The 20,774-nt window shown below is 67.1% G+C and carries 22 protein-coding genes; 12 read left to right on the top strand and 10 right to left on the bottom strand.

The features are described 5' to 3' along the window. Positions 1 to 7: 7 nt before the first annotated feature. Positions 8 to 292 (bottom strand): HU family DNA-binding protein, encoded by a 285-nt coding sequence (locus tag ACFOPH_RS18770; RefSeq protein ID WP_312547535.1) that lies wholly within the window; start codon positions 290 to 292, stop codon positions 8 to 10. Between the two features lie 250 nt (positions 293 to 542). Next, on the bottom strand, positions 543 to 800 hold the full coding sequence (locus ACFOPH_RS18765) for a BrnA antitoxin family protein (RefSeq protein ID WP_379736922.1): 258 nt from the start codon (positions 798 to 800) through the stop codon (positions 543 to 545). Between the two features lie 201 nt (positions 801 to 1,001). Here ACFOPH_RS18765 and ACFOPH_RS18760 point away from each other — a divergent pair, with 201 nt between their 5' ends. Then, positions 1,002 to 1,949 (top strand): DUF808 domain-containing protein, encoded by a 948-nt coding sequence (locus ACFOPH_RS18760; RefSeq protein WP_379736921.1) that lies wholly within the window; start codon positions 1,002 to 1,004, stop codon positions 1,947 to 1,949. 155 nt (positions 1,950 to 2,104) lie between these two features. Beyond that, complete coding sequence (locus tag ACFOPH_RS18755; protein WP_379736920.1) at positions 2,105 to 4,588, top strand: TonB-dependent receptor plug domain-containing protein; 2,484 nt, start codon at positions 2,105 to 2,107, stop codon at positions 4,586 to 4,588. Between the two features lie 72 nt (positions 4,589 to 4,660). On the opposite strand, the gene ACFOPH_RS18750 is transcribed toward ACFOPH_RS18755, so the two are convergent. Together ACFOPH_RS18750 and ACFOPH_RS18745 are read right to left on the bottom strand one after the other, a co-directional pair. Further along, positions 4,661 to 5,170, bottom strand: coding sequence for a hypothetical protein (locus ACFOPH_RS18750; protein WP_312547527.1), 510 nt, complete (start codon positions 5,168 to 5,170; stop codon positions 4,661 to 4,663). A gap of 38 nt (positions 5,171 to 5,208) precedes the next feature. Beyond that, complete coding sequence (locus ACFOPH_RS18745) at positions 5,209 to 5,679, bottom strand: hypothetical protein (RefSeq protein WP_312547526.1); 471 nt, start codon at positions 5,677 to 5,679, stop codon at positions 5,209 to 5,211. A 34-nt stretch (positions 5,680 to 5,713) separates the two neighbouring features. Here ACFOPH_RS18745 and ACFOPH_RS18740 point away from each other — a divergent pair, with 34 nt between their 5' ends. The 3 genes from ACFOPH_RS18740 (at position 5,714) to ACFOPH_RS18730 (ending at position 8,552) form a co-directional block, all read left to right on the top strand. Beyond that, positions 5,714 to 7,000, top strand: coding sequence for an SDR family oxidoreductase (locus ACFOPH_RS18740; RefSeq protein ID WP_379736919.1), 1,287 nt, complete (start codon positions 5,714 to 5,716; stop codon positions 6,998 to 7,000). Further along, positions 7,000 to 7,464, top strand: a complete 465-nt coding sequence (locus ACFOPH_RS18735) for a DUF2269 family protein (protein ID WP_379736918.1) — start codon at positions 7,000 to 7,002, stop codon at positions 7,462 to 7,464. The genes ACFOPH_RS18740 and ACFOPH_RS18735 overlap by 1 nt, the downstream gene beginning before the upstream one ends. Positions 7,465 to 7,532: 68 nt before the next feature. Further along, the gene (locus ACFOPH_RS18730) at positions 7,533 to 8,552 is read left to right on the top strand and encodes a zinc-dependent alcohol dehydrogenase family protein (RefSeq protein WP_379736917.1); all 1,020 of its coding nucleotides are present in this window, start codon (positions 7,533 to 7,535) and stop codon (positions 8,550 to 8,552) included. A gap of 3 nt (positions 8,553 to 8,555) precedes the next feature. Here ACFOPH_RS18730 and ACFOPH_RS18725 read toward each other — a convergent pair whose 3' ends face one another. The 4 genes from ACFOPH_RS18725 to ACFOPH_RS18710 form a co-directional block, all read right to left on the bottom strand. After that, positions 8,556 to 9,335, bottom strand: a complete 780-nt coding sequence (locus tag ACFOPH_RS18725; protein ID WP_312547520.1) for a glutaminyl-peptide cyclotransferase — start codon at positions 9,333 to 9,335, stop codon at positions 8,556 to 8,558. 64 nt (positions 9,336 to 9,399) lie between these two features. Beyond that, a complete protein-coding gene (locus tag ACFOPH_RS18720) occupies positions 9,400 to 9,882 on the bottom strand; it encodes a DUF6644 family protein (RefSeq protein WP_312547518.1) in 483 nt (160 codons plus the stop codon). Then, a complete protein-coding gene (locus tag ACFOPH_RS18715; RefSeq protein WP_379736915.1) occupies positions 9,882 to 10,244 on the bottom strand; it encodes a DUF6152 family protein in 363 nt (120 codons plus the stop codon). Before ACFOPH_RS18715 ends, ACFOPH_RS18720 begins: the two co-directional genes overlap by 1 nt. A gap of 67 nt (positions 10,245 to 10,311) precedes the next feature. After that, on the bottom strand, positions 10,312 to 10,911 hold the full coding sequence (locus ACFOPH_RS18710; RefSeq protein ID WP_379736913.1) for a histidine phosphatase family protein: 600 nt from the start codon (positions 10,909 to 10,911) through the stop codon (positions 10,312 to 10,314). A 100-nt stretch (positions 10,912 to 11,011) separates the two neighbouring features. Between ACFOPH_RS18710 and ACFOPH_RS18705 the strand changes: the two genes are divergently transcribed. Continuing rightward, complete coding sequence (locus ACFOPH_RS18705; protein WP_379736910.1) at positions 11,012 to 11,680, top strand: DUF6624 domain-containing protein; 669 nt, start codon at positions 11,012 to 11,014, stop codon at positions 11,678 to 11,680. A 129-nt stretch (positions 11,681 to 11,809) separates the two neighbouring features. Here ACFOPH_RS18705 and ACFOPH_RS18700 read toward each other — a convergent pair whose 3' ends face one another. Further along, positions 11,810 to 12,829: a zinc-binding alcohol dehydrogenase family protein gene (locus ACFOPH_RS18700; protein ID WP_379736908.1), complete on the bottom strand. Its 1,020-nt coding sequence runs from the start codon at positions 12,827 to 12,829 to the stop codon at positions 11,810 to 11,812. A gap of 99 nt (positions 12,830 to 12,928) precedes the next feature. Between ACFOPH_RS18700 and ACFOPH_RS18695 the strand changes: the two genes are divergently transcribed. The 6 genes from ACFOPH_RS18695 to ACFOPH_RS18670 all read left to right on the top strand — a co-directional run bounded on the left by ACFOPH_RS18695 (position 12,929) and on the right by ACFOPH_RS18670 (position 19,244). Beyond that, complete coding sequence (locus ACFOPH_RS18695; RefSeq protein ID WP_312547508.1) at positions 12,929 to 13,816, top strand: LysR family transcriptional regulator; 888 nt, start codon at positions 12,929 to 12,931, stop codon at positions 13,814 to 13,816. Positions 13,817 to 14,068: 252 nt separating this feature from the next. Then, a complete protein-coding gene (locus ACFOPH_RS18690; RefSeq protein ID WP_379736905.1) occupies positions 14,069 to 14,593 on the top strand; it encodes a (2Fe-2S)-binding protein in 525 nt (174 codons plus the stop codon). After that, on the top strand, positions 14,590 to 15,624 hold the full coding sequence (locus tag ACFOPH_RS18685) for an FAD binding domain-containing protein (RefSeq protein ID WP_379736903.1): 1,035 nt from the start codon (positions 14,590 to 14,592) through the stop codon (positions 15,622 to 15,624). The genes ACFOPH_RS18690 and ACFOPH_RS18685 overlap by 4 nt, the downstream gene beginning before the upstream one ends. Then, positions 15,617 to 17,911 (top strand): xanthine dehydrogenase family protein molybdopterin-binding subunit, encoded by a 2,295-nt coding sequence (locus ACFOPH_RS18680; protein ID WP_379736901.1) that lies wholly within the window; start codon positions 15,617 to 15,619, stop codon positions 17,909 to 17,911. The genes ACFOPH_RS18685 and ACFOPH_RS18680 overlap by 8 nt, the downstream gene beginning before the upstream one ends. 165 nt (positions 17,912 to 18,076) lie before the next feature. Next, the gene (locus tag ACFOPH_RS18675; protein ID WP_312547541.1) at positions 18,077 to 18,481 is read left to right on the top strand and encodes a DoxX family protein; all 405 of its coding nucleotides are present in this window, start codon (positions 18,077 to 18,079) and stop codon (positions 18,479 to 18,481) included. A 13-nt stretch (positions 18,482 to 18,494) separates the two neighbouring features. Beyond that, positions 18,495 to 19,244, top strand: a complete 750-nt coding sequence (locus ACFOPH_RS18670) for an SDR family oxidoreductase (protein WP_312547503.1) — start codon at positions 18,495 to 18,497, stop codon at positions 19,242 to 19,244. Here ACFOPH_RS18670 and ACFOPH_RS18665 read toward each other — a convergent pair. Beyond that, positions 19,241 to 20,773, bottom strand: a complete 1,533-nt coding sequence (locus ACFOPH_RS18665) for a TonB C-terminal domain-containing protein (RefSeq protein WP_379736899.1) — start codon at positions 20,771 to 20,773, stop codon at positions 19,241 to 19,243. The two genes, ACFOPH_RS18670 and ACFOPH_RS18665, sit on opposite strands and share 4 nt — an antisense overlap. Between the last annotated feature and the right edge of the window lies 1 nt (position 20,774).

Genomic DNA, 20,774 nt, shown 5'->3' with positions numbered 1-20,774 from the left:
TGCGATATTACTTCTTGCGCGGGTTGACGGCGGCCTTCAGGGTCGCGCCGGCCGCGAAACGCGGGGTCTTCGATGCGGCGATCTTGATGACGTCGCCGGTGGCCGGGTTGCGGCCCTTGCGGGCTGCGCGCTTGGTCACCGAGAAGGTGCCGAAGCCGGTAATGCCGACCGTGTCGCCTTTTTTCAGACGCTCGGTGATGATCTCGATGATCGTGTTGACCGCAACGTTGGCCGCGGTACCCGACATTTCGGTACGCTTGGCAAATTCAGCGATCAGTTCGCCTTTTTTCATGGTGCCTCCGGGGTTGAAAGAGCGGAAAGATTAGCACAAAAAATTGCCAGTTGTAATCTTTCACGCGGCCGTGCGCAACGGCCGCCGTTTCCCGGGAAGGCCGGAAACACGGGCTTCCTGCGAAATCGCCGCAAGCGGGCGCGCCAAAACCGTAGGGCGGGCGGAGAATCCGCCCACGCGCTGATCGCTGACGCCAGAACCATCCCACGCGACACCGGAGCCGATCATCGGGTCCGGCAGTCCGGCAAGATCAGAGCAGGCCCGTCTCCGGCCCCGCATTCGCCAGGCGGTGGCGCAGCGCCGCATTGATCAGGGTCTGGTAACCGGTGCCGCAGCGCTCGGACAGGTTGCGGAATTCGGTCAGCACCTCGTCGTCGAGATAGATCGTGATCCGGGTCTTGCGTTTCGGCGGGCGGGTGCAGCGCACCGGCGCAGCGGTCTGGTGCACGGCTTGGTGCACGGCCTGGTTCGCAGCTGGGTTCACGGCTTGGTTCGTGGTCGGGGTCATGGTTGTCTCCTTCGCTAGGCGAGGCTGCCGTACCGCAGCACTCGATGCTGGACTATACGTATGTCGGCGACCGGCGGGGGCCGAAAGCGACGAGCTGCAGTTTTTCGCGCCTGAACTGCAAATAAATCGCGCTGAACCGTGTGCCCGGAGCTGCTGCCCTCGGTTAAGATGCTGCCATATTGACATCACAGGAGCAGGTCCATGGCTGCAGGCAGTTTGCTGGCATTACTCGACGACATCGCAAGCGTGCTCGACGACGTCACGTTGATGAGCAAGGTGGCGGCAAAGAAGACCGCCGGCGTGCTCGGCGACGACCTGGCGCTCAACGCCCAGCAGGTCACCGGCGTGAAAGCCGACCGCGAGCTGCCGGTGGTATGGGCGGTCGCCAAGGGCTCGCTGATGAACAAAGCGATCCTGGTGCCGGCGGCTCTCCTGATCTCCGCCTTCGTCCCGTGGCTGATCATTCCGCTGCTGATGGTCGGCGGCGCCTTCCTCTGCTACGAAGGCTTCGAAAAGCTCGCCCATCGCTTCCTGCACAGCCCCGAGGAAGACGCGGCCAACGAGGAACGCCTGGCGGCGGCGCTGGCCGACAGCAACGTCGACATGTGCGCGGTGGAAAAGGACAAGATCAAGGGCGCGATCCGCACCGACTTCATCCTGTCGGCCGAGATCATCGTCATTTCGCTGGGCACGGTGTCGGCGATGCCCTTCCTGCAGCAGCTCTCGGTACTGGTCATCATCGCGCTGCTGATGACGGTCGGCGTCTACGGCCTGGTGGCGGGCATCGTCAAGATGGACGACGCCGGCCTCTACCTGAGCCAGAAGACAAGCGGTTTCGCGCGCGGCCTGGGCCGCATGCTGCTGGCCGCCGCCCCGCGCCTGATGAAATTCCTGTCGATCGTCGGCACGGCCGCCATGTTCATGGTCGGCGGCGGCATCATCGGCCACAACTGGGAACCGCTGCACCATTTCGCCGTGAGCGCCGCCGAAAAAATGGGCACGGTGCCAGGCATCGGCGGCGTACTGGAAGCGATCACGCCGACCGTGATCGACGCCCTGGCCGGCGTGATCGTGGGTGGCCTGGTGCTGCTGGTGGTGACCGTCGTGAACAAGCTGCGCGGCAAGAAAGCGACAGCCGAGGCACACTGAACGTTGACATAGGCTGGATTTCCTTACGACATCCTGACGTACTGACAACTGTTGCATTTCGCACTACATAACCCGTTGCAAATTGACATGCTTGGGTATGCCCTCCAGACTGGTTCGAGCATTAGCCGCTCAAACCATTCATGCGAGGGAAGAAAATGCAAAGAACGAGGAAAAAAACGGTACTGGCCCTGTCGATCGCCGCGATGTTCTCGGGCACGGCACTTGCGCAGGAAACGGTCGCCACCGAAGGCAGCACCGCCACCGTCGTGGTGACGGGCACGCGGGTCGCCAACCGCAGCGCGCTCGACACCAGCGCTGCGGTCGACATCATCTCGGCCGACACCCTGAAGAACACCGGCACCACCGAAATGAACCAGGCGCTGTCGGTGGCGCTCCCCTCGCTGAACTTCCCGCGGCCCTCGCTCACCGACGGCACCGACACCATCCGTCCGGCGACCCTGCGCGGCATGGCGCCCGACCAGACCCTGGTGCTGGTGAACTCCAAGCGCCGCCACGCCTCGTCGCTGGTGAACCTGAACGGCAGCGTCGGGCGCGGCTCGGCGGCGGTCGACATGAACACGATCCCGACGGCGATCGTCAAGAACATCGAGGTGCTGCGCGACGGCTCCGCGGCCCAGTACGGCTCGGATGCGATTTCCGGCGTCATCAACCTGCGCCTGCGCACCGACCGCGATGGCGGCGAAGCGAGCGTCACCTATGGCGCGCGCATCACCGAATACGAATTGTGGAACGATGCCGCGCCGGCGGGCGGTACCTGGACCGGCCCGGCCTCGCGCGAGCGCACCGACGGCCACAGCACCACGGTCAGCGCCTGGAAGGGGCTGCCGTGGGGAGAGAGCGGCCACGTCACCATCGCCGCCGAATACAAGGATCAATCGCGCACCGAGCGCGGCGGCTACGACATGCGCCAGCAATACCCGCGCCTGGCCAACGGCGCCTTCGACCCGCGCGAAAACACGATCGACCGTTTCAACGCCTGGTACGGCGACCCCGAGATGCAGCAGGCGACGCTGTTCGCCAATGCCGGCAACGATCTCGGCAACGGCACCAGGGTCTACGGCTGGGCCAGCTACCAGAACCGCGAAGCGCGCTCCAGCGGCTACTTCCGCCCGGCCCAGGATGCGCGCAACATCCTGTCCATCTATCCGGACGGCTTCCTGCCAGTCATCGCGCCGACCGTGGACGACTTCAGCGCCACCGGCGGCATCACCTGGACCCTCGGTAACTGGGACATGGACGCCTCGCTCGGCTACGGCAAGAACAAGATGCGCTTCGAGATCCAGAACACGCTGAACCGCTCGATCGGCCCGTCCAGCAAGACCGTATTCGATGCCGGCGGCTTTTCCTATGACCAGCTGGTGTTCAACCTGACCGGCGTGCGCACGCTCGACGTGGGTTTGTCCTCGCCGCTGAACATCGCGGTCGGCACCGAAGTGCGACGCGAAGGCTACAAGCTGTTCGCGGGCGAGCCGGATTCCTGGCGCTACGGCGGCGAGACGCTGGCCAACGGCACCCCGGCCGCGCCGGGCGCCCAGGTGTTCCCGGGCTTCCGCCCGGCCAACGAGATCGATACCCACCGCAGCGCGGCCGGCGCCTTCGTCGACCTGGAAGCGAACATCACGCCGCAGCTGCTGGCCTCGGTCGCGGTGCGTGCCGAGCATTATTCGGACTACGGCAACAGCCTGGCCGGCAAGCTCTCGGGCCGCTACGATTTCAGTAAAAGCTTCGCCCTGCGCGGCTCGCTGCAGAACGGGTTCCGTGCACCCTCGCCGCAGCAGCAAAACTTCACGTCGACCTCGACCAATTTCATCAACGGGGTGCCGTACGAGATCACGACCTTCAAACCGACCGATCCGGTGGCCGTCGCACTTGGCGCCAAGCCGCTCGATGCCGAGAAATCGGTGAACCTGTCGCTCGGCGCGGTGCTGCGCTTCGATCCGGTCAGCGTCACGATCGACGCCTATCGCATCAAGATCCGCGACCGCATCATCCTGTCGGAAAACCTGACCCAGGCGAACGTGCGCGACTACATCGTCGCGCAAGGTTTCGTGGGCGTGGGCGGCGGACGCTTCTTCATCAACGGCGTCGACACCACCACCGAGGGCGTCGACATCGTGCTGAACTGGCCGATCAACGCCGGCGCGGCGGGGCGCTTCGATGCCACGCTGGCGGGCAATGTCAACCGGACCGAGGTCACCAAGGTGCCGGTCACGGCCCAGCTCGCCGCCTTGCAGCCGGCGCCGGTGCTGTTCGACCGCGCCAACATCATCGCGCTCGAGGAAGGCCAGCCGAAGAACAAGTTCAGCGCCAACCTGAACTGGAAGCTCGGCAGTTGGGGCGCCACCGCGCGCGTCACCCGCTACGGCAAGACGATGACGCCCGGAACGACGGCCGCCTTCGACTTCCCGCTCGCGGCGCAAACGGTGGTCGACCTCGAGGCGCGCTACGCGCTCACGCGCAAGCTGTCGCTGGCGCTCGGCGCGGACAATGTCTTCGACCGCTATCCGGAAACGCTGCCGCCGGCGCTGAACACGACGGGCAATACGCCATTCTCGAACTATTCGCCGTTCGGCCGTTCGGGACGCTTCGTCTACATGCGCGCGAACTACGGCTTCTGACGCGGCTTGCCATACAGGCAGGCACCGGCGCGCCCGGGTTTTCCCAGGGCGCGCCACGGGACGGATGAGGCCTCAGGCGCCCGTCGCCACGCGCCCGCGGCGCCCGGCCGCGACGCCATCGCGCACCGCCCACACCAGCGAGCCGGCCGACATCGCGGTCAGCACCCAGCTCGCCCAGCCGTAATCGACCCGCACCAGCGCCGTCGGCGCACCGTGCCACCAGAGCAGCGCCTGCACGACCAGGGTAATCAGGATGCCGAGATTGATGAACATGAACAGGTGCAGCACCCGTTCGGACGCCGGCAGGATGCGCGTGTCGCCTTCGACGACGGCGTCCCTGCTCGATGCCAGCACCTCGGCCAGCAGCAGGGCGGCGATCCACCAGACCAGCGCGCCGTGCCATTCGAACCAGGCGAGCGAGGCGAACAGGCAGGCGAAGATGCACTCGCGCGCCGCGTGCAGCCGCTCTTCAGGCGCGCTGTCGCCACGCCGCGGCAGCCTGGCCAGCAACTCGTGGTTGACGACGATGTCGATGAAGCCGAGCATGCCGTGCACCATGAGCACATAGACGAAGAGCGGCACGTTTTTCCCGTCTGTTCTAGACTGCCGACTGGGCGTCGCTACTGGTTGCGGCGCAGGGCGATCGCGCCCAGCGCGAGGCCGACGGCGAAGGCGGCGTAGACGCCGGCCAGCGATTTTTTCGACAGCCGTTTCTCGTAGCCCGGCTGCAGGCGCTTCGGCGTGAGCTTGTAGTCGGCGAAGCAGGCGATTGCCGAGGTGGCGGCGGACGCGGCGAGCGTCACGCGCAAGTCCTTGCGATCGAGCTTTTCGCCGGCCAGGCGCTCGAACAGCACCGACCAGAAGGTGGCGCTGAGGTGGTGGATGGCGTAGCCGGTGATCGTGTACTTCAGCGAAAAGCCGTCGTGCTCGGCGGCTTCGTCGCCCCAGATCCAGTGGCTGACGGCGTTGGTCGGAGCATAGGCGCTGCCTGCCTCGCCACGCCCGAGCAGGGCCAGGGCCACGGTCGAAACCACGCTGGAAGCGGCACCCGAGACCAGGCCGCGTTGCATCGATGTCGTCCAATCGGTCATTGTGTCGTCCTCATTCATCGGTAAAGGAGTGTGCATGCGGATCTTGCTGTCGGGAGCCAGCGGCTTCATCGGACAACACCTGTTGCAGGCCTTGCTCGCCGAAGGCCACCACGTCGTGTGCGCGGTGCGCTCGCCCAAAACCAGCCTTGATCCGCGCTTGAGCTACGTGCATGCTGACTTCGCAAAAGATACCGATAAATCCGTCTGGCTGGCGCGCCTTAGCGGCATCGACGCGGTGGTGAATACGGTCGGCATCTTCCGCGAATCGGGCAGCCAGACCTTCGAGCGCCTGCACCTGGAAACCCCGCGCGCGCTGTTCGCCGCCTGCGCCGAATCGCACGAGGTGCAGATGGTGATCCAGCTCTCGGCGCTGGGCGCCGACCGCGATGCCGAGACCCGCTACCATCTCACCAAGAAGGCGGCCGACGACTTCCTCGCCACGCTCCCGCTGCGCGCCTACATCGTCCAGCCTTCGCTGGTCTACGGCAAGGGCGGCGCCAGCGCACGCGTGTTCAAGGCGCTGGCCAGCTTGCCCTTCGCCCTGCGCTTCGGCAATGCGCCGCAACTGGTGCAGCCGGTCCACATCGACGACGTGGCCGGCGCCATCGTCGCTCTGCTGCGCCACCGCCTGCCGCCGGCGCCCGGCGTCACCGCGCAGCGCGTGCCGCTGGTCGGCCCGCAGGCGCTGTCCTTCACCGATTACCTGGCGGCGCTGCGCGCGGCGATGGGCATGGGAAGGCTGCGCGTGCTGACGCTGCCGGGCTTCATCGCGCGCGGCATGGCGAAGCTGGGGCGCTGGCTGCCCGGCGCCATCCTCGACGAGGATGCGCTGCGCATGCTCGACCGCGGCAACACCGCCGACCCGGCCATCACCGCCCATCTGCTGGGCCGGCCGCCGACGCCGATCGCGCAGTTCGTGACCGACGCGCAGGCCGAGCGCACCGCGGCCAAGCTGAGCTGGCTGCTGCCCGTGCTGCGCTGGAGCATCGTCGCGGTCTGGCTCATCACCGCCATCGTCTCGTTCGGGCTGTATCCGGTCGAGGCCAGCTACGATCTGCTTGCCCGCACCGGCATCCCGCCGATGTTGCAGCCGCTGATGCTGTATGGTGCGGCAAGTTTCGACCTGCTGCTCGGGCTCGGTATCGCTTTTCTGCCGCGGCGGCGCTGGCTATGGCTCGCACAATTGGCCCTGATCAGTTTTTACACGGTCGTGATAGCGTGGAAACTGCCGGAATTCCTGCTGCATCCCTATGGGCCGCTGACCAAGAATTTGCCGATGCTGGCCGCGATCTGGCTGCTATATGAACTCGAGGAGAAATAATGGAGTACGTCGTCGTGAAGTGGCTGCACATCCTGTCGTCGACCTTCCTGTTCGGCACCGGCATCGGCTCGGCCTGGTACATGCTGTTCGCCAACATCAGCCGCGACGTGCGCGCCATTGCCGTGGTCGCACGCAACGTGGTGATCGCCGACTGGATTTTTACGGCCACCACGGCCGTCATCCAGCCCCTCACCGGCTTCTACATGATCCACCTGGCCGGTTATCCCCTGCACAGCAAGTGGATCATGTGGTCGATCGCCCTGTACATCCTGGCCGGCGCCTGCTGGCTGCCGGTGGTCTGGATCCAGATGCGCCTGCGCGACCTGTCCGCCGAAGCGGTGCGCAACAATACCGAACTGCCGCCGCGGTACTGGCGCTATTTCAAGACCTGGGTGGCGCTGGGCGTGCCGGCCTTTATCGCCTTCGTCGTCATCTTCTGGCTGATGGTGGCCAAGCCGATGTAAGCGTACGAAGCGCAGCGGCGGACCGCAGTAGAATGGCTCGCCTTGATTACCAACTCATGGAGGAAGCAATGCGGGCTTACCAGATACTTCCCGGCAGCAATATCGACGGACTGCAGTGCGTGGACTATCCGGAGCGCGAACTGGCGCCCGGCGAAGTGCGGGTGCGGGTGCATGCGGTGTCGCTGAACTACCGCGACCTCATGGTTGCCAGCGGTAATTATCTGGTGAACGTGGACGATCCCATCATCCCCTGCTCGGACGGCGCCGGCGAAGTGCTGGCGGTCGGCAGCGGCGTCACGGACCTGCAGGTGGGCGACCGCGTGGCCGCGTCCTTCTTCCCCTACTGGCAGGACGGCCGTACCGCCCCGCAAAAGGTCCGCCATGCGCTGGGGGGAGATATCGACGGCATGCTGGCCGAGGAAGTCATCCTGCACGAGGAAGCGCTGGTCAAGATCCCGCCGCAGCTGAGCTTTGTCGAAGCCTCGACCATGCCCTGCGCCGGCGTCACCGCCTGGAACGCGATTTTTGAATCGAGCAACGACGTCAAGCCGGGCGACACCGTGCTGCTGCTGGGTACCGGCGGCGTGTCGGTGCTGGGCCTGCAGCTGGCGAAAGCGGCCGGCCTGCGCACCATCATCACGTCATCGAGCGACGAAAAGCTGCAGCGCGCGCGCGAACTGGGCGCCCACCACACGATCAACTACCGCACGACGCCCGAGTGGCAGGAAGAAGTGCTGCGCGTGACGCACGGGGTCGGCGCCGACGTGGTGCTGGAAGTTGGCGGACAAGGCACCGTCAACCGCTCGGTGGCCTCGGCGGCGATGGGCGGCAGCGTCGCCATCATCGGCGGCGTCAGCGGCTTCGGCGGCGAAGTCAATCCGGCGACCCTGCTCGCCAGCGCCAAGCGCATGGTCGGCATTTTCGTCGGCAGCCGCAAGATGCTGGAAGACGTGATGCGCTTTGCCGCCATCACAGAACTCAAGCCCGTGATCGACCGCGTGTTCACCTTCGACCAGGCGAAGGAAGCCTACCGCTACATGGAATCGGGCTCGCACTTCGGCAAGGTCGTGATCGCGGTCACCGCGTGACCTTTACCTTCCCTCGAAGCGCACCAGCTCGATTTCAAACAGCTTTGGCCAGAACTTGCCGGTGACGTAGAGCCGGCGGTGCTTGCCATCCCAGGCGATGCCGTTCAGGACGGCATCGATCGAGCTGGTGCCGCGTTTCTCGCGCGGCAGCAGGTTCGTCAAATCGATCCAGCCGACCACCTTGCCCGATACCGGGTCGATGCGCGCGATCACGTCCGTGCCCCAGACGTTCGCAAACAGTTCCCCATCCACGACTTCCAGCTCGTTGAGCGCGTCGATCGGCTTGCCCTCGGCCGTCACGGTCACGCGCCGCACTTCCTTCAGGGTAGCCGGGTCGAGCACGCGGATCTGCGCGCTGCCGTCGCTCATGTAGATGGCGCGCGCATCGCTCGCCAGGCCCCAGCCTTCGCCCTCGTATTGAAAACGTCCCTTCAGGCTGAAGGTCTTGGCGTCGAACACGTAGCCGGTCTTCGATTGCCAGGTCAGGCCGAGGATTTTATCGCCGAAGGCGGTCGACCCTTCGCCGAACACTTCCGGCGGCAGGTTCGTTTTCTGCAGCACCTTGCCGGTCTTCAGCTCGACCTTGCGCAGCGTCGAGCGGCCGGTCAGGCCGGTGGTCTCGTACAGGTGGCCGTCGCGGAAGAACAGGCCCTGGGTGAAGGCCTGCGGATCGTGCGGATAGGTGTTCTTGACAACAAAACCGTAGACGGGAATCGCGGCCTGGGCGGCGTGGCCGGCGCAGGCTGCCAGGACGAGGGCGGCGATGGCGGATGTTTTCAGCATGAGTGGGCTGGATGAGGCTGATCGAAGCGGTCACTGTAGCAGAAAAGGACAAGCGGACAGGCGGCTACACGTAGGCCAGCAGGCGGCCGCAGCTGATCACGCCGACCCAGAGCAAAATCGACAGCAGGGCCTGCAAACGGGCGGCGGGCGGTGCCGGCCGCTCGCGCTCCCAGGCGGCGGCGCCGCGGTAAGGGAAGACGTGAAAGGCGAGCGCATTCAGGCCGGCGGCGGCGATCAGGACTAGTTTTAGTTGAAACACGGGATTGCGCGCCAGCTCCTCGGGATGGGCGGAAAACAACAGCAGCCCGGCCGGCACGATCAGCAGCAGGCTGGCCAGCGCCCAGCGCAGCAGGTGACGCGCCAGCGCCGCCACCGATATCCCGCGCGCAAAACCGAGCACGCGCAGGTCGAACAGCACCACGCCGCCGACCAGCACGGCAAAACCGAGGATGTGGACGATCTCGACGACCGGATAGAGCCAGGGATCGCCGCGCATGGCTCTGGACAGCGGCGTTGCCGCCAGCCAGGCCAGCGGCGCCTCCATCATCAACGCAGCTCCGTCGTCTTGCCCTCGATGGTGATGCGCTCGGCGCGCAATTCATCGCCCTTGCTGCGGTGCGGATACCCGTGGACGCTCGCTTTCTGGCCCGGCACCAGTTTATCGGGCGGCAGGCCGCGGCTCTCCATGCGCGAGGGCGGCGCCAGCACCACGAGCCAGGTTTTGCCGGCCGTTTTCAGGCGCACGAAGCCGTGCGGCTGCTCGTAGCCGGCCTGTTCAATGGTGCCGGACAGGTCGAGCGGCTTGTCGGCCTGGTATTCGCTCCAGCCGTGGTGGGCAAAGGCGCTGCCGGCGGCCAGCGCAGTGAAAGTACCCAGCAGGATCAGGCGCTTCATGACGTTCTGTTTCATGACGGACTCCCGGGACGCGACAGGGACCGATTCTACGTCGACTTTTACGCTGGCGTATGGAGGATGTCTATCGTGCGGCGCTGCGCGCAACGCCGGCGCGCGCGTCCAGGCGCCCGATCACTTCCAGGCGATCGCTACGCGGCACCGCCAGCAGCATTTCGCCCTGCGCCAGGTATTCCCCGGTCAGGGCGCGGATGTTGACGTCGTGCGTGACCAGCACCAGGGGACTGGTCTCGCGGCGCGCGGCCAGCTTCGCGCGCAGTTCGCGCAGCTTGGCACGGGAAGCCGCATCGTCGTCGTTAAACATCGAGTCGAGCGTCGGTTCGGGCTTGGCCTGGTCGAAGGCGAGGCGGGCGGTGTCCAGGCAGCGGCACCAGCGGCTCGACCAGACCGCGCCCGGATGGACGCCGCGCTGGCGAAACGCGGCGCCGATGGCGCGCGCGTCGCGCCGGCCGGCCTCGGACAGGTTGCGCTGGGTGGCGCACTTGCCGAGCTCGAAACCAGGCGGGTCGCCGATGCCGGGCGTGGTCGCCGCATGGCGCATCAGCACCACCACTTCGCCGGCGCGCAGGCGTTGCCACAGGGTGCCCTCGTCCACGCTCGCCGCGTGGACCGCATGGGCTGTCCAGAAGAAGAGCAGCAGACAGAAAACGGTGCGTCGGCGCATGGCGGGACTCCGGTCGTGGAGCGGTCCATTATGGCGTCTGGCGCCGAGGACGGGCGCACAAGCTATGTTACTCTTTAGAAATTATATTGTTGAGAACACAATGATGCATCTGAAGAGAATGTTCGGAGCGGCGCCGGGCATGGGCCTGTGTGCGGTATTGCTGTGTGGCGCGGCGCAGGCGGGCGCAAGCTCCGCCTCCTGCGCGGCGTACGCGCAGGAGCTGGCGGCCATGGCGGGTGCCGACGCGGCCCTGCGTGCGCTCCAGGATTTCCTGGCCCCGCCAGCGGATCCCGAGCAGGCGCGTCGCCGCAGCCAGCTGGCCCTGGTCGAGCGCAGCAATGGCGCCCGCCTCCAGGCGCTGCTGGCGGACTGCGGCTGGCCGCTGCGCGGCGTCCATGGAGAGCAGGCGGGCAAGGACGCCTGGCGCCTGGTCCGCCAGGCCGGGGACGACCTGGCCCTGCAGAAGACGGCGGCGCAGCACCTGCAACAGGCGGTGCTGCGCGGCGAAGCGCCGGGCCGCGAGCTGGCGCAGCTGGACGACCGCATCGCCGTGGCCGAAGGGCGGCCGCAGCGCTACGGCACCCGGATGCGCCAGGTTGACGCCTGCCAGTGGGTATTCCATCCGATGGACGACCGGGCCAGGGTGGCCGAGCGCCGCGCCCAGGTCGGGCTGCCGACGCTGGAACAGCAGGAAGGTATGGCGAACGGCATGGTCATCCATGAAAACTGCCCGACGCCGAACACGCCGCTCATCTCTCTTCCATTTTAAATTATACGGTTTATATTATTTATTTAGATTAAACGATATAAACGGTATTACTTGCCAACTCGGCGGTTTTTTCGGCTTTTCCCGAACTCATCAAAAAATCCCGGGAGACGCCGAAAAACCGCCGATATATCACGCGCCGAAACCCTCGAGCACGACTTTGCCGTTGGCCGCGCCGCTCTCGATGAAGGCGTGCGCGCGGCGCAGGTTGGCGGCATTGATCGGCCCGAAGTGCTGGGCCAGCGTGGTGCGGATGCGGCCGGCGTCCACCATCGCCGACACTGCATTGAGCAGGTCGTGCTGGGCCTGCAGGTCGGGCGTGCCGAACAGCGAACGCGTGAACATCAGTTCCCAGTGCAGCGAGATGCTCTTGCGCTTGAGCAGGCGCACGTCGATCGGCTCCGGATCGTCGATCAGCGCCAGCTTGCCCTGCGGCTTGAGCGCGTTAACCAGGGCGGTGAAGTGCTGGTCCGTGTGGGTCAGGCTGATCGCGTAGTCGACTTCGCCCAGGCCGGCGTCGAGCAGGGCCTTGTCGAGCGGCTGGCGGTGGTCGACGACGTGCTGGGCGCCGAGCTGGCGCACCCAGGCCTGGGTTTCCGGACGCGACGCGGTGGCGATCACGGTGATGCCGGTCAGCTGGCGCGCCAGCTGGATCAGGATCGAGCCAACGCCGCCAGCCGCGCCCACGACCAGCAGCGTCTCGCCGGCGTGGCCGCCTTGCTTCAGGCCCAGGCGGTCAAACAGCAGTTCCCAGGCCGTGATGGCGGTGAGCGGCAGGGCGGCGGCTTCGGCGAAGCCGAGCGAGGCCGGCATGCGGCCGGCAATGCGCTCGTCCACCAGGTGCAGCTCGCTGTTGCTGCCGGCGCGGTTGATCGCGCCGGCATACCAGACGCGGTCGCCCGGCTGGAACAGGGTCACGTCCGGGCCGACGGCGCGCACGATGCCGCTGGCGTCATACCCCAGCACGCGCGGATCGGCCTGGCCCTCGGCCGGCAGGCCGAGGCGCAGCTTGGTGTCGACCGGATTGACGGAGACGGCGTGGACTTCGACCAGCAGGTCGTGGCCGCAGGCGACCGGATCGGCCAGCACCAGGTCTTGCAGGGCGCTCGGATGGTCGGCGGGCAGGGCGGCGAATGCGGCAATGGCTTTCATGGTGTTTCCTGTTGTTGGTTTGAACAGGCAAAGTGTAGCGCCTGCGGATTATGTTGATTAGTCGCTATAATCCGAAAAGACTATCCACAGAGACGGACAATGAAGCTCGACGCCATGGCGCTGTTCGTGCAGGTCGCCGCCAGCGGCAGCTTCACCGCCGCGGCGCTGGCAAGCGGGCTGCCGAAATCCACGGTCAGCCAGCGCGTGGCCGAACTCGAAGCGGCGCTGGGCGTGCGCCTGCTGCACCGGACCACGCGCCGCCTGAGCCTGACCGCCGCCGGCCAAGTGTATCTCGCGCACTGCCAGGCCATGCTCGATGCCGCCCATGCGGCCGACGCCGCCATCTCCCGCCTGCGCGACGAGCCGGCCGGCGGCCTGCGCCTCACCGCCCCGGAAGCCTCGGGCATCCTGCTGCTGCCGCCCTTGCTGGCGGCCTTTCATGCGCGCTATCCGGCGGTGACCGTCGAGTGCGTGATCACCGATGCCCACCTCGACCTGGTGGCCGAGCGCATCGACCTGGCGCTGCGCACCGGCCAGCTCGGCGACTCGTCCTTCGTGTCGCGCCGGGTGGGCACGGTGCGGCGCGTGCTGGTCGCTTCCCCACGCTACCTGGAGCGGCACGGCGCGCCGCGCCAGCCGGCCGACCTCGCGCGCCACCAATTGCTGCTGCACGACGTGCTGCCGCAATGGCCGCTGCGCAGCGAAGGGAAGGTGGTCCAGGTGTCGGCCGCCGGTGCGCCGCTGCGCGCCAACAATTTGAACACCCTGCGCGGCCTGGCCGTGGCCGGCGCCGGCATCGCCTTGTTACCCTGGTTCCTGGTGCGCGACGCGCTCGAGAACGGCAGCGTCGCCCTGGTGCTGCCCGAGCACCCGCCCACCGACAACAGTTATTACGCCGTCTATCCGGGCCGCAGCCACCGTCCCGCGGCGCTGAGCGCCTTGCTCGATTTTATCGATCAGTTCGGCTTAGCAAGTTACCTCTCCTGAGTGCTTTCGAGCCGCCTCCTGCCCATCAAGCGCGCTGAACAAAGCCTGCGGGCGCGGCGCGCCATTGAAGACAGCACGCAGGTACGGCGAGACGGCGCAACGCCGCCATGCGGGCTTTGTTCAGTGCGCTAATTGTGCGCCGGTTACATAAAAGATAATACTAAGATGGCCGCAACGGCATGCCCCGCGCATCCGGAGAAGCCGGCTGCCGCGCGCAGGCGGCATCCCGCCATCATCCCGAAAGGACTCACCATGCCCGCTCCCGAGCGCTATCCGCTCAGCCTGCGCATCAACGGCCGCGACCACCAGATGGAACTCGAAGCCTGGGTCACGCTGCTGGGCCTGCTGCGCGAGCGCCTGAATCTCACCGGCTCCAAGAAAGGCTGCGACCACGGCCAGTGCGGCGCCTGCACCGTGCTGGTCGACGGCCGCCGCATCAATTCCTGCATGACGCTGGCCGTGATGCAGAACGGCCGCGAGATCACCACCATCGAAGGCTTGGCCGAGGGCGACAAGCTGCACCCGGTGCAGCAGGCCTTCGTCGACAACGACGCCTTCCAGTGCGGCTACTGCACGCCCGGCCAGATCTGCTCGGCCGTCGGCCTGATCAAGGAAGGCAATGCCAAAACCGCCGCCGAAGTGCGCGAGCTCATGAGCGGCAACGTCTGCCGCTGCGGCGCCTATCCGCAGATCCGCAAGGCGGTCTGCGCGGCCGCCGGCATCGAGGACGACGACAACGCGGTGCACGCGGTGGTGTCGGGGACGGTGCCGGCATGAACCCGTTCTCCTTTTCCCAACCCGAGGACGCCCAGGACGCCATCGCCCAGGTGGCGGACAACCCCAGCTTCGCCGGCGAAGCGGTGCGCTTCGTCGCCGGCGGCACCAACCTGCTCGACCTGATGAAGGAAGGCGTGATGGCATCGCGCCGCCTGGTCGACATCAACCGCCTGCCGCTCGATAAAGTCGAGGAAGGCGAGGACGGCGGCCTGCTGCTGGGCGCCACCGCGCGCAATGCCGACACGGCCTACCACCCGCTGGTGCGCGAGCACTATCCGCTGCTCAGTGCCGCCATTCTTGCCGGCGCGTCGCCCCAGCTGCGCAACATGGCCAGCAACGGCGGCAACCTGCTGCAGCGCACGCGCTGCTATTACTTCTACGACCTCGGCACGCCCTGCAACAAGCGCGAGCCGAACACCGGCTGCGGCGCGATCGGCGGCATCACGCGCCAGCACGCGATCCTCGGCGCCAGCGAGCAATGCATCGCGACCCACCCGTCCGACATGTGCGTGGCGCTGGCCGCGCTGGAAGCGACGGTGCACGTCGAGTCGGTACGCGGCAAGCGCGCGATTCCCTTCGCCGAGTTCCACCGCCTGCCGGGCGACGCGCCGCAGTACGACAACGTGCTCGAGGCCGACGAACTGATCACCCACATCGCGCTCCCGGATGCGCGCCGCTATGCGCGCCATTCGGCCTACCTGAAGATCCGCGAGCGCCTGTCGTACGCCTTTGCGCTGGTCTCGGTCGCCGCCGCGCTCGACATCGGCTCCGACGGCGTGGTCCGCAGCGCCCGTATCGCCCTCGGCGGCGTGGCCCATAAACCCTGGCGCAAGCCGGAAGCCGAGGCGCTGCTGGAAGGCGCCAGGCCCGATGCCGACCGCTTGCGGCAGGTGGCCGACGCGCTGCTCGACGGCGCGCGCGGCCAGGGCCACAACGACTTCAAGATCCGCCTGGCGCGCAACGCCATCGTGCGCGCGCTGGAAACGGCGGTGCAGGGCACCGTCACCAATACCGGAGAACGCCATGACTGACCTGATCCAGGATATGCGCGCGCCCGTCGCGGAACCGGGCACCGGCCAGGTGCGCACCGGCAGCGCCGTCTCGCGCATCGACGGCCGCGCGAAAGTGACGGGCGAAGCCCGCTACGCTGCCGAACACTTCGCGCCCGACCTGCTGTACGGCGTGGTGGTGAGCAGCACGGTGGCCAAGGGCCGCATCGTGACCATCGACGACGCCGAGGCGATGGCGCTGGAGGGCGTGGTCGAGGTGATGAGCCACCTGAACCGCCCGAAGATGCGTTCCTTCGACATCCACTACAAGGACATGACGGCGCCGCCCGGCTCGCCCTTCAAGCCGTTTTACGACGACCGGGTGATCTACAACGGGCAGCCCGTGGCGCTGGTGCTGGCCGACAGCTTCGAGGCCGCGCGGCGCGGCGCCGCCCTGGTGCGCGTGTACTACCACGAGGACGAAGAGGGCCACGACACGCGCATGACCGCGAACCTCGACCGCGCCTACAAGCCGACGGGGCTGCGCGCCGGTTTCGAACCGCCGCCGCCGGAAAAGGGCGACGCCGAGAAGGCCTGGAAGGCGGCTCCGGTGAAGGTCGAAGCCGAGTTCCACCATGGCGTCGAGCATCACAATCCGCTCGAACTGTTCGCCTCGACCGTGATCCGCGGCGAGGACGGCCACTTGACCATCTACGACAAGACGCAAAGCTCGCAGAACAGCCGCTGGTACGTCTCGCACGTGTTCGGCCTGCCGAAGCACAAGGTCACGGTGCGCAACCCGTATGTTGGCGGCGCCTTCGGTTCCGGCCTGCGCCCGCAATACCAGCTCACATTGGCCGTGATGGCGTCGCTCAAGCTGAAGCGCTCGGTGCGCGTGATGATGACGCGCCAGCAGATGTTCACTTTCGGCCACCGCCCGGAAACCGTGCAGTACGTGAAGCTGGCGGCCGAAAAGGACGGCACCCTGACCTCGATCATGCACGAGGCGATCGGCGAAACCTCGAAGATCGAGGATTACGTCGAGGTCGTGGTGAACTGGTCCGGGCTCCTGTACGCCTGCGACAACATCAAGCTCGGCTACAAGCTGGTGAGCGTCGACCATTACACGCCGATGGACATGCGCGCGCCGGGCGCGGCCCACGGCATGGTCGCGCTCGAAATCGCGATGGACGAGCTGGCGTATAAACTGCACATGGACCCGCTCGCGCTGCGCCTGAAGAACTATGCCGAGCGCTCCCCGGCCGACGACAAACCGTATTCGAGCAAGGAACTGCGCGCCTGCTACGAGCAGGGCGCCGAGCGCTTCGGCTGGGACAAGCGCACGCTCGAACCGCGCTCGATGCGCGAGGGCTCGGAACTGGTCGGCTGGGGCATGGCGACCGGCGCCTGGGATGCGATGCAGATGTTCGCGCGCGCCAGCGCCGTGATGCATGCCGACGGCAGGCTGGTGGTGTCGAGCGCGGCCAGCGACATCGGCACCGGCACCTATACCGTGATGGCGATGATCGCCGCCGAAGCCATGGGCCTGCCGCTCGAGCGCGTCACGTTCCAGCTGGGCGACTCGACCCTGCCGGCGGCGCCGGTCGAAGGCGGCTCCTCGCACGTGGCGACCGTCGGCTCGGCGGTGGCCGGCGCCTGCGACAAGCTGCGCCTGACCCTGCTGCGCTACGCCCAATCGGCCGCCGATTCTCCGTTCCGCGACAAGCGTTTGAAAGACGTGGAATTCGTCGACGGCGCGCTGCGCCTGAAGCGCGACCCGTCGACCTGGGTGTCGCTCGCCACCATCGTCGAGCGCAGCGGCCACGATCGTCTCGAGGAAAAGTACCTGATGCTGCCGCAGATGCTCAAACAGCGCAAATACCGGCGCATGGTGCACTCGGCGGTGTTCGTCGAGGTGCGGGTGGACGAGGAGCTCGGCGTGGTGCGCGTCACGCGCGTGGTCAGCGCGATCGCCGCCGGGCGCATCATGAACACCAAGACAGCGAGCAGCCAGATCGTCGGCGGCGTGGTCTGGGGCATCAGCCAGGCGCTGCACGAGGAAAGCCATACCGACCACCGCTACGGCCGTTTCATGAACCACAACCTGTCCGAGTACCACGTGGCCGTGAACGCCGACATCCACGACGTCGACGTCATCTTCGTGGAAGAGGACGACCGCATCGTCAGCCGCCTGGGCGCCAAGGGCGTGGGCGAGATCGGCATCGTCAGCGTGCCGGCGGCGATCAGCAACGCGATCTTCCACGCCACCGGCAAGCGTATCCGCAGCACGCCGATCACGCCGGACAAGGTGCTGGCCGGCGGTCCGTAAGCAGTGTCAAGCCGGCGCACCGGCCTGTCCGATGCGCCGCAGGGTGTTGTTGATGCGTGCGCAACGCGCTGCCCATACGGCGCATACTGTTGTACACACGCATGGTGTCCACGTTCGCGGGAGCACGACATGAGAACGGAAACGCAAGCAATCGATGCTGCAACGCTGTCTCGTTACGATGACCTCGGCAAGCTGGTGCTGCGCCTGGCACTGGGCTTGATGCTGCTGTTGCACGGTATCGCCAAGCTGGTCGGCGGCATCGGTTTCGTCACCGGTGCGCTGCAAAAATTGGGATTGCCGGAAGCGATCGGCTACCTGGTCTACGTCGGCGAAGTGATCGCGCCCTTGTTGATCGTGTTCGGCCTGTGGACGCGCCTGGGCGCGCTGATCGTTGCCGGCAACATGATCGTCGCCGTGCTGCTGGTGCACACCGCGCAGCTGTTCGCCCTGAGCGCCACCGGCGGCTGGGAGCTGGAACTGCAGGGCATGTTCTTCTTTGCCGCCGTGGCCCTGATCCTGCTGGGCGCCGGCCGCTACAGCATCGGCGGGCGCGCGGGGCGCTGGAACTAAAGGGAAGAAAAAAATGGCAGACGCAGCAAACGGAAAAGCGGCGATCGTCACCGGCGCCTCGCGCGGGATCGGGCGCGCGATCGCCCTGCGCCTGGCGCGCGACGGCTATGCGGTCGTGGTGAACTACGCCAGCCGCGCGTCGGATGCCGACGCGGTGGTGGCAGAGATCGCGGCCGCGGGCGGGCGCGCCGTCGCGATCCAGGCCGACGTGGCCCAGGCAGGCGACGCCGGGCGCCTGTTCGACGAGGCCCAACAAGCCTTCGGCCAGATCGACGTCGTGATCAACAACGCCGGCGTGATCCAGCCCGGCACCACGATGTTGGCCGACACCGACGATGCGCTCTACGAGCGCATCTTCTCGATCAACACGCGCGGCACCTTCCACATGCTGCGCCTGGCGGCCACGCGCCTGCGCCACGGCGGGCGCATCGTCAACTTCTCCACCAGCGCCATCGCTCTCGCGATGCCGGGCTACGCCGTCTACGCCGGCGCCAAGGCGGCGATCGAAACCTTCACCAACATCTTTGCCAAGGAAATGCGCGGCAAGCGCATCTCCGTGATGTGCGTGGCGCCGGGACCGACCGCCACCGAGCTGCTCCTGGATGGGAAGCCGGCCGAGCTGGTCGAACGCCTGGCGAACGCCGCGCCGCTCGAGCGCCTCGGCACCCCTGAGGACATCGCGAATACGGTCGCCTTCCTGGTCGGGCCGGAAGGCGAGTGGGTGAATGGGCAGACGCTGCGGGTGAATGGCGGGATCGTCTAGGCCGATTCCTCTGCCGGCGCCGCTGGCACCGTTGCGGGCAGTTCCGGCGCCTGGGCCGGCGGTGCTTGGGTCGGCGGCGCTTTCCCGGCACTGGCCGGCGCATCGATCGGAGCAACGGCAGCCGGCCGGGCGCGTGCGCGCGGCTCGGCCGCCGGCGGCTGCGGCTGCGCGGGCGCGCTGCTTCCCGACACGGTGATCCGGAACACGCGCGGCACGTCTGGCGGAAACGGCTTGGCGTCGAGGATCGCGCGCGCGACCGCCATGTCGTAATCCGGATCGCCCGACGATGGCTCGATCATGTCGGTGGCATTCACCGTGCCGTCGTCGAGCAGGAACACGTCGTACGAGACCGAGAGCGTGCCGGCACGGGTCGGCGTATAGCCCAAGGGCGCCAGATGCTGCCTCAGCAGTTCCGGTGGCGGTGGCGCGCTGGGCTGGATCGGCGGCGGCGCGGGCGCTGCGGGCGGCGGGGACGGCGCGGACGCCGGCTTGCCCGCCATGTCGTACAGCGCGTGCAACACGAAGAAAGCGACAAAGAAGAACACCAGGTACACGAACCAGCGCGCCAGGCGTTCCCGGGTACTGGTGCCGGGCGCCGGCTCGTCGTCGACGGCGTGCTCGGCATGGACCGTACGCCAGTGTTCGATCTTGCCGGTATCGGCGACCACGGCCAGCAGCGCCGGAAAGCGCAGCTCGATGTTCTCCAGCTCGTCCATGTAGTCGAGCACTTCCTGCACGCTGGCCGGTTCCGGACGGCGCAGGATCGCGGCGATGCGCTCCTGCACGCCGCGCTTCACCGGCGGCTGGGTATCGAACAGCGCGCGCTCGTCGATGGCCTGGTTCAGCAGATTGCCGGTATAGCCGAACAGCGCCAGCCGGCGCCGGTCCGCGGCCCAGTCGAACACGTCCACGGCCGCCGGGAACAGGGCCTCGTTGCCCGGATACCAGCCGTGGCCGAGCACGTGCACGATGCGTTCCTCGAACAGCGTGCGCGCGGCGATGTTGTCGAGCTCCGCGTCGCCCAGCCGCGCCAGCAGCAGTGCGCGCCAGGCATGCGGATCGCCGAGGCGGCCCTGTTCGGCCAGTTCGGCCGCGCCCTGGCCCAGGCGTTCGAAGACCAGGGCGGCCAGCTGTTCTTCCTGCGGCCGGTCGGGAGGCGCCGATGCCATGGCCGGCCCCCGCGCGGGCTCCGGTACGGCCTCCGCTACGGCCACCAATGCAGCGGCTGGCGCCGGTGTGCGCTCGGGCGGCGCTTCCGGCGAGCCTGCCGGCACGGCGGCGGATACGGGTTCCGGCGCGGGAACGTCGGTCATTGCCTCTGTGTTCCCGCTCTCCTGCGCCGCCTCGCGCTCGCGGTATTCGGCCCAGGCCAGCGCGGTTTCGTAGGCGTCGCGCAGGACCTGGAAACCGGCCGGGTCCAGGCCCTGGTCGATCTGCTTGAGCCTGCGCGCATAGGCGCGGCGCACCTCGCGCACGCCGGCCGTCTCGTCCAGCCCGAGCGCGAGCAGGAAGTCGTGGGTTCCGTCCATT

This window comes from Massilia haematophila (assembly GCF_042647645.1).
Lineage (GTDB): Bacteria > Pseudomonadota > Gammaproteobacteria > Burkholderiales > Burkholderiaceae_D > Telluria > Telluria haematophila.
The sequence above is the reverse complement of the archived record's forward strand: the minus strand, read 5'-3'. Positions and strand labels throughout refer to the sequence as shown.

Coding starts and splice junctions, on each gene's coding strand:
- ACFOPH_RS18770 (WP_312547535.1), bottom strand. CDS start 292: ATGAAAAAAGGCGAACTGATCGCTGAATTTGCCAAGCGTACCGAAATG.
- ACFOPH_RS18765 (WP_379736922.1), bottom strand. CDS start 800: ATGACCCCGACCACGAACCAAGCCGTGAACCCAGCTGCGAACCAGGCC.
- ACFOPH_RS18760 (WP_379736921.1), top strand. CDS start 1,002: ATGGCTGCAGGCAGTTTGCTGGCATTACTCGACGACATCGCAAGCGTG.
- ACFOPH_RS18755 (WP_379736920.1), top strand. CDS start 2,105: ATGCAAAGAACGAGGAAAAAAACGGTACTGGCCCTGTCGATCGCCGCG.
- ACFOPH_RS18745 (WP_312547526.1), bottom strand. CDS start 5,679: ATGACCGATTGGACGACATCGATGCAACGCGGCCTGGTCTCGGGTGCC.
- ACFOPH_RS18740 (WP_379736919.1), top strand. CDS start 5,714: ATGCGGATCTTGCTGTCGGGAGCCAGCGGCTTCATCGGACAACACCTG.
- ACFOPH_RS18735 (WP_379736918.1), top strand. CDS start 7,000: ATGGAGTACGTCGTCGTGAAGTGGCTGCACATCCTGTCGTCGACCTTC.
- ACFOPH_RS18730 (WP_379736917.1), top strand. CDS start 7,533: ATGCGGGCTTACCAGATACTTCCCGGCAGCAATATCGACGGACTGCAG.
- ACFOPH_RS18725 (WP_312547520.1), bottom strand. CDS start 9,335: ATGCTGAAAACATCCGCCATCGCCGCCCTCGTCCTGGCAGCCTGCGCC.
- ACFOPH_RS18720 (WP_312547518.1), bottom strand. CDS start 9,882: ATGATGGAGGCGCCGCTGGCCTGGCTGGCGGCAACGCCGCTGTCCAGA.
- ACFOPH_RS18715 (WP_379736915.1), bottom strand. CDS start 10,244: ATGAAACAGAACGTCATGAAGCGCCTGATCCTGCTGGGTACTTTCACT.
- ACFOPH_RS18710 (WP_379736913.1), bottom strand. CDS start 10,911: ATGCGCCGACGCACCGTTTTCTGTCTGCTGCTCTTCTTCTGGACAGCC.
- ACFOPH_RS18705 (WP_379736910.1), top strand. CDS start 11,012: ATGATGCATCTGAAGAGAATGTTCGGAGCGGCGCCGGGCATGGGCCTG.
- ACFOPH_RS18700 (WP_379736908.1), bottom strand. CDS start 12,829: ATGAAAGCCATTGCCGCATTCGCCGCCCTGCCCGCCGACCATCCGAGC.
- ACFOPH_RS18695 (WP_312547508.1), top strand. CDS start 12,929: ATGAAGCTCGACGCCATGGCGCTGTTCGTGCAGGTCGCCGCCAGCGGC.
- ACFOPH_RS18690 (WP_379736905.1), top strand. CDS start 14,069: ATGCCCGCTCCCGAGCGCTATCCGCTCAGCCTGCGCATCAACGGCCGC.
- ACFOPH_RS18685 (WP_379736903.1), top strand. CDS start 14,590: ATGAACCCGTTCTCCTTTTCCCAACCCGAGGACGCCCAGGACGCCATC.
- ACFOPH_RS18680 (WP_379736901.1), top strand. CDS start 15,617: ATGACTGACCTGATCCAGGATATGCGCGCGCCCGTCGCGGAACCGGGC.
- ACFOPH_RS18670 (WP_312547503.1), top strand. CDS start 18,495: ATGGCAGACGCAGCAAACGGAAAAGCGGCGATCGTCACCGGCGCCTCG.
- ACFOPH_RS18665 (WP_379736899.1), bottom strand. CDS start 20,773: ATGGACGGAACCCACGACTTCCTGCTCGCGCTCGGGCTGGACGAGACG.